Annotated in this window: 6 protein-coding genes and 1 other annotated feature; all 6 genes read right to left on the reverse strand. The window is 51.1% G+C overall.

What is annotated here, in order from left to right; genetic code table 11:
- A partial coding sequence (locus ON064_RS16055; protein ID WP_274625556.1) for a valine--tRNA ligase occupies nt 1-2,157 on the reverse strand: 2,157 nt, incomplete at its 3' end.
- Nucleotides 2,158-2,238: 81 nt separating this feature from the next.
- Nucleotides 2,239-2,457 (reverse strand) — a binding site (T-box leader).
- Between the two features lie 21 nt (nt 2,458-2,478).
- Complete coding sequence (locus ON064_RS16060) at nt 2,479-3,546, reverse strand: AbrB family transcriptional regulator (protein ID WP_274625557.1); 1,068 nt, start codon at nt 3,544-3,546, stop codon at nt 2,479-2,481.
- Nucleotides 3,547-3,769: 223 nt separating this feature from the next.
- The gene (gene hemL / locus ON064_RS16065) at nt 3,770-5,056 is read right to left on the reverse strand and encodes a glutamate-1-semialdehyde 2,1-aminomutase (protein WP_274625558.1); all 1,287 of its coding nucleotides are present in this window, start codon (nt 5,054-5,056) and stop codon (nt 3,770-3,772) included.
- 1 nt (nt 5,057) lies between these two features.
- Nucleotides 5,058-6,038, reverse strand: a complete 981-nt coding sequence (gene hemB / locus ON064_RS16070) for a porphobilinogen synthase (RefSeq protein WP_274625559.1) — start codon at nt 6,036-6,038, stop codon at nt 5,058-5,060.
- Entirely contained in the window at nt 6,035-6,739 is a 705-nt protein-coding gene (locus ON064_RS16075; protein WP_274625560.1) for a uroporphyrinogen-III synthase, read from the reverse strand. Before ON064_RS16075 ends, hemB begins: the two co-directional genes overlap by 4 nt.
- On the reverse strand, nt 6,714-7,252 hold a 539-nt coding region (gene hemC, locus ON064_RS16080; protein WP_274625561.1), incomplete at its 5' end, for a hydroxymethylbilane synthase. The genes ON064_RS16075 and hemC, both read right to left, overlap by 26 nt.

Raw genomic sequence — 7,252 nt, forward strand, 5'->3', positions numbered from 1 at the left:
TTTTTTAGCATCGCTCAGTGCCGGGTCGGCTGTCGGCCAAGCCGCAATCGTGATGGATTCGCCTTGTGTCGGCAAGTTCTGCCAGATTTCTTCTGTGATGAACGGCATGAACGGGTGAAGCAAGCGCATTGTGTTATCGAGCACGTATGCGAGCACCGAACGCGTCATTGCTTTCGCCTGTTCGTCTTCTCCGTATAATGGCAATTTCGCCATTTCAATATACCAGTCACAGAAATCATCCCAGATGAAGTTATAAAGCAGGCGCCCGACTTCCCCGAACTCGTAGCGTTCCGCAAGGTCTGTTACTTGCTCGATCGTTTCGTTGAGGCGCGTCAAGATCCATGTATCAGCCACGGACTTCTCGCCCGACAAATCGATGTCTTTGTGCTCCATGCCTTCCATGTTCATCATTGCAAAACGCGATGCGTTCCAGATTTTATTGGCAAAGTTCCAAACCGACTCGACTTTGTCATTCGAATAGCGCAGATCCTGCCCTGGAGAGGATGCAGTCGCCAGGAAGTAGCGCAAGGAATCTGCGCCGTATTCCGAGATAACATCCATTGGGTCGACGCCGTTGCCGAGTGATTTCGACATTTTGCGGCCTTCTGCATCCCGAACGAGGCCGTGGATGAGCACGTCTTTGAACGGTTTTTCACCAGTGAATTCAAGTGCCTGGAAAATCATGCGCGATACCCAGAAGTTGATGATGTCATAGCCCGTCACGAGTGCATCGGTCGGGTAGTAACGGCTCAACTCATCGTTTTCTTCCGGCCAGCCGAGTGTAGAGAACGGCCATAGGGCGGATGAGAACCAAGTATCGAGAACATCTTCATCTTGCGTCCAGTTTTCCGCATCCGCCGGTGCTTCGTGGCCCACGTAAATTTCGCCGGTTTCGTTATGGTACCAAGCCGGGATCTGATGGCCCCACCACAATTGACGCGAGATGCACCAATCGCGGATGTTTTCCATCCAGTGCAAATAGGTTTTTTCGAAACGGTCCGGCACGAAATTGACGCCGTCGTCGCCCTTCTGGCTATCGACCGCTTTTTTGGCGAGTGGCTGCATGTCCACGAACCATTGCGTCGACAGATACGGTTCGACGACAGCACCACTGCGCTCGGAATGCCCGACCGAGTGAAGATGTTCTTCGATTTTGAACAAAACGTCCATGTCCTGAAGATCTTTAATGATCGCTTTGCGGCATTCGAAGCGGTCCATGCCTTCGTATTTGCCGGCATTTTCGTTCATTGAGCCGTCTTCGTGCATGATGAGGACGCGCTCCAAATTGTGGCGATTGCCGATCTCGAAGTCATTCGGGTCATGCGCAGGCGTGATCTTCACGGCGCCGCTTCCGAATTCGCGATCCACGTAATCGTCGGCAACGATTTCAATTTCACGGCCGATGATCGGCAAGATGACTTTTTTGCCGATCAAATGCTGATAGCGTTCGTCTCTCGGGTGAACCGCTACTGCCGTATCGCCGAGCATCGTCTCAGGACGGGTCGTCGCGATTTCGATATGGCCAGAACCATCAGCCAGCGGATAGCGCATATGATAGAACGCACCTTGCACGTCTTTGTAGATAACTTCGATATCCGAGATCGCCGTTTTTGTTGCCGGGTCCCAGTTGATGATGTACTTACCGCGGTAAATCAATTTCTTCTCGTATAATTTGACAAATACTTCACGTACCGCTTTTGACAAGCCTTCGTCCAAGGTGAATCGCTCGCGTGAATAATCAAGCCCGAGGCCAAGCTTCGACCATTGCTGGCGGATATGGCCAGCGTATTCTTCTTTCCATTTCCAGGACTCTTCAAGGAATGCTTCGCGGCCCATATCGTGGCGTGAACGGCCTTCTTCTTTCAGCTTGCCTTCGACTTTCGCCTGCGTCGCGATACCGGCATGGTCCATCCCTGGCAGCCATAAGGCGTCATAGCCCTGCATGCGCTTCATTCGTGTCATGATGTCCTGCAAGGTCGTATCCCAAGCATGCCCCAAGTGTAGCTTACCCGTGACGTTCGGCGGCGGGATGACGATCGTATATGGCGTTTTGCCGCTTTCTGGTTTCGCTTCGAAGAATTTATTGTCCACCCACCAGTCGTAACGCCCTTGTTCGATTGCTTGCGGTTCGTATTTCGTTGATAATTGCTTGCTCATCCAAATTCCTCCTCTTGGCCAACTTTCGGCTCTGTTTACTGTCGAACTTGAAAATGAATACAAAAAAACTCCTGTCGTCTCGTAAAGGACGAAGGAGTTTTTCGCGGTACCACCTTTATACACAGGCAGAATTGCGCCTGGCTCTCAAGTTCGATAACGGATTCGCATCCGGTTCCCGCTACTCATTTCACGGCAACTGCTCCGAGGTGACATTCAAATGCGGAACATGAAAGCCTCTCACCACTCGGCTCTCTCTCTGAAATGTTCCGGACACTTTACTATCCTCATCAACGCATCAATATCCTGTTAAGCTTATTGTACTCAATAGCCTGATTTAGCGTCAAGCTTTTTCACGTAGTACGTCACGAGCGGTGCCGCGACGAGCAGGATGAAGAATAGCCGGAACAGATGGAAGCTCGTCACGAGGGGCACGTCCGCACCCGCTTCGAGTGCGGTAATTGTCATTTCCGCCATGCCCCCGGGAGCTGCACTTAAAAAGAAGTCGAGGAATAGATACTCCGGCAATAACAGTTCCAGCCCGTAGGCAAGTCCCGCTGAAAACGCGATGAGCAGCACCGTATTCAGGAAAACGGCTCCTGCAATCCGGCCGTCCATGGAATCGCCGAGCTTTTCCATCGACAAGCCGAGATGCGTACCAATCAATACTTGCGCGATGATGATGACGAGACTCGGCAAATCGACCAAATCGCTGCCTGTCAAAGTTTGGACGATCGCCATCGCTAGAACCGGCGCCATCAATTCGCGCGCAGGAAACGAAATGCGCTTCATGCCCCAGTACAAGACATAGCCGAAGACGAGCGCAATCCCGAATGCATAAGGAGAAAATTGAAAGCTCGCCTCCGTAACGTCACCAGGCGCACGTCCCGACAAAAATCCGGCAGCGAGCGGCACGGTGAAGACAATGAGCAGGATGCGGAAGGTCTGCATAACCGACACGATCGTCACATTGGCGGATTTCACTTCTTCAGAGATGAGCACCATTTGTGACAAGCCGCCCGGCATCGAACCGAGCAATGCTGTCGACATCGTTACACGCGTCATACGCTGAAACAACCATCCGAGCGCTAAAGAAAACGCGACGACCGCAATCGTCATGATGAACATATACGGCAAATCCGCCGCCATCAACAATACCGACTCTTGCGTAAAAGCTGCGCCGATCTGAACACCGAGCAGCAATAGCCCGAACGTCCGGAACACTTTTGGCCAGTGGAACTTCATATCGGTCACTTGACGCAAGATGAGAAAAGCCGCCATCGGGCCCAAGAGCCAAGGCAGGAACAAGCCGGTCAAGCTGAACAAAAAGCCAGCGCCAAGCGCGATGGCCAAAGTTACAAGAAAACGTTTCAATGCGTTACCAACTTTCACTAATTAAAATTTCCATTAGTTTTATATTACCAGACTATTAGACAGAAAATGCACTTCCCTCTACAAATCGATTCCTCAACTAATAAGTTTCACCACGCTTATGGCAATTATAATCCTCTTCCTTCACCTATCTTGATAATAGAAGAAACGAGCACAACTAATTTATAAAAAAAACCGCCCCCAAAAGCCTGTCAATCTGGCCTTCAAGGACGGTTCTTCTAATTTATCTCGCTAGTTTCGCAAACACATTATGGAATGCTTGCACTGTGCGTTCGATATGTTCAGGTGTATGGGCAGTCGATAGGAACATGCCTTCAAACTGGGATGGTGGCAAGTAAATACCTTCTTCCGCCATCAAACGATAGTACTCCGCAAACAACTCAAGGTCGGAACTCGAAGCCGTTTCAAAGTTCGTCACTTCCTCATTCGTGAAGAAGAAGCCGATCATCGAACCAGCACGGTTGACCGTATGCGGGATATTGTATTTTTCAGCCGCTTCGCGGAAACCTTTTTCCAGCTGGTCACCACGTTCAACGAATGTTTCGTAGCTCGCTTCGTTCAAACGCGACAAAGTCTCAAAGCCTGCACGCATCGCGAGCGGGTTTCCGGACAGTGTGCCCGCCTGGTAGATCGAGCCGCTCGGTGCAACTTGCTCCATGATTTCACGCTTGCCGCCGAATGCGCCGACAGGCAATCCGCCGCCGATGACTTTGCCGAGGCATGTCATGTCCGGCGTGACACTGTAATGGCCTTGTGCACAATTATAGCCGACGCGGAAGCCGGTCATAACTTCATCAAAGATCAAAACGGTGCCGTTTTCATGCGTCAAATTGCGCAGCTCTTGAAGGAATCCTTCAGTTGGCGGAACGACGCCCATATTGCCGGCAACCGGCTCGACGATCACTGCCGCCAAATCATCGCCGAACTCCTGGAACGCTAGACGGACGCTTTCCAAATCGTTGTAAGGAACAGTAATCGTGTTTTTCGCCACAGATTCCGGTACACCTGGAGAATCCGGCAAGCCGAGTGTCGCAACACCCGATCCCGCTTTGATCAATAGGCTATCGCCGTGGCCGTGGTAACAGCCTTCGAATTTCAAGATTTTGTTGCGGCCGGTATAACCACGTGCCACGCGCAGTGCGCTCATCGTCGCTTCTGTACCGGACGATACCATACGGACCATTTCAATTGACGGCACGCGCTCTTGGACGAGTTTTGCCATATCGTTTTCAAGGGTCGTTGGTGTGCCAAATGAAGTGCCAAGTGTTGCCTGTTCCTGGATGGCTTCCACCACTTCAGGATGGGCATGGCCCAGAATCAGTGGGCCCCAAGACAAGACGTAATCGATATACGTGTTGCCATCGATGTCCGTTATGGTCGCGCCGCTGCCGGATTGCATGAAAATCGGGTCCATATTGACCGATTTAAATGCTCGCACCGGGCTGTTGACGCCTCCTGGCATCAATGTTTTCGCTTCTTCAAATGCTTGTTTAGAGTTTTCGTATCCCATATTATTTCCCCTCCAGCCAGCGTACCGCGTCTTTTGCGTGGTACGACATTAGAATATCTGCGCCCGCACGTTTCATACTGAGCAAAGTTTCAAGAACGATTTTTTCTTCATCGACCCAGCCTTTTTGTGCGGCTGCTTTAACCATCGCGTATTCACCGGACACATTGTAAGCGACGATCGGGATGTCGAAGTTATCGCGTACTTCGCGGATGATATCAAGATAAGACAATGCCGGTTTGACGATCATGAAATCTGCGCCTTCATTGACGTCAGATGACGCTTCACGAAGTGCTTCCATGCGGTTTGCAGGGTCCATTTGGTAGGTTTTGCGGTCGCCGAATTGAGGCGTAGAATGCGCCGCTTCGCGGAACGGACCATAATAAGCGGAAGCATATTTCACGCCGTATGACATGATCGGAATATGGCTGAATCCGGCTTCATCAAGACCGTAGCGGATTGCCGCAACAAACCCGTCCATCATGTTCGATGGCGCGATGATGTCTGCACCGGCTTTTGCTTGAGATACCGCTGTGCGCGCCAACAAGTCGAGCGACTCGTCATTCAAGATGACGCCGTCTTCGATAACGCCGCAATGGCCATGGTCAGTATATTGACATAGGCACGTATCGGCGATAACAACGAGTTCCGGATGGCGCTGTTTGGCAAAACGAATCGCTTCTTGTGTAATCGCGTGGTCATGATAAGCTTGCGAACCGACCGGGTCTTTGTCTTTCGGAACACCGAAAAGAATGACGGACGGAATGCCGAGCTCGACCACTTCGTCCAATTCTTCGCCAAGGCGGTCGATTGAAAAATGATAAACGCCTGGCATTGAGGAGATTTCTTTTTTATAGTCTTCTCCTTCCACAACAAAAATCGGATAAATGAAATCCTCTTTTTGAACAGAAGTTTCACGGACCATTGCACGAAGATTCGCAGAACCGCGCAAACGGCGGTGGCGATCGAATTTCAAATCTTTCATAAGTTGCAACTTCCTTTCGCTATTGTCTGGATGATTTCAAGATACGTATAAGTTTCAGGGCGGAAATGAACTTCTCCCCCCGCTTCTTTAATCGCTCGTTCGGTGATGTGCCCAATCGCGGCAGTCTTGATGTCCTTGAAATTTCCGCCCGCATCCGTGTAAGCGGAAACTGCCGAAGGGCTGGCGAAAATAATCGTGACATCTGACATCCCGGCGAGCGCTTGTGCATTGCTGCTCTTTTTGACGGTATCGTAGACGGTCCATTCATCGATCGCAAGCGGCATCGACAAAATCGTGTCTTTGGCGAGTGCCCCCCGGACAAACAAACAGCGTTCCTTGCCGGCGATGTCCGGAAATTCCCGGACAAAGACATCGGCACTGAACGTTGATGGGATGAAGTCGACCGTATAGCCGTGTTCTTCTAGCATTTCAGCGGTCTTGTCGCCGACAGCCGCTATTTTCGCATTCGTTTCGGGATGCAGTTTGCAAAAAGCTTCTGCGCTATTGCGGCTCGTGAAAATAAGCCAGGCGTAGCGCCCGAAATCAGGCGCATCCGTTTTTCGAAGCACCGTTTCGATCAGCGGAAAATATTCCACTTGCGCCCCGTTTTGCAGCGCCAGCTCTGCCGCTTCTTTCGGCAGCCGAGTGCCGGTAAAAATAATGACCGATTTTTTCTTACACATTGCTTTCGGCGATGACACGCTGGATCAAATCATATCCGCCTTGTGCACTGATTTTTTCAGCTACGATGCGGCCCGCTTCAATCGGGTCTTTACCGGCCGCTGATTCTTTATACACTTGGTCGCCTTCTGGAGCCGAGATTAATCCTGTGAACGAAATTTCATCACCTGAAACCGTTGCGTATCCCGCAATCGGCACTTGGCAGCTGCCATTCATGTCTTTCAGGAATTTACGCTCCGCCGTAACGGCCAATTCTGTTTCTTTATCGTTCACTTTCGCGAGTTCCGCAAGAAGCTCTTCATCGTCTTCGCGGCATTCGATGGCGAGGGCGCCCTGGCCAATCGCCGGCAGGCAGTCTTCTGTCGTCATGAATTCAGTGACGATGTCATCGCCCCAGCCCATGCGTTTCAATCCTGCTGCTGCCAAGATGATGGCATCGAAATCTCCTGCGTGGAGCTTCGAAAGGCGTGTATCGATATTTCCGCGAATCCACTGGACATCAAGGTCCGGGCGCAGCAAAAGAAGCTGCGAGC

This window comes from Planococcus sp. A6 (assembly GCF_028823615.1).
Taxonomy (GTDB): Bacteria; Bacillota; Bacilli; order Bacillales_A; family Planococcaceae; genus Planococcus.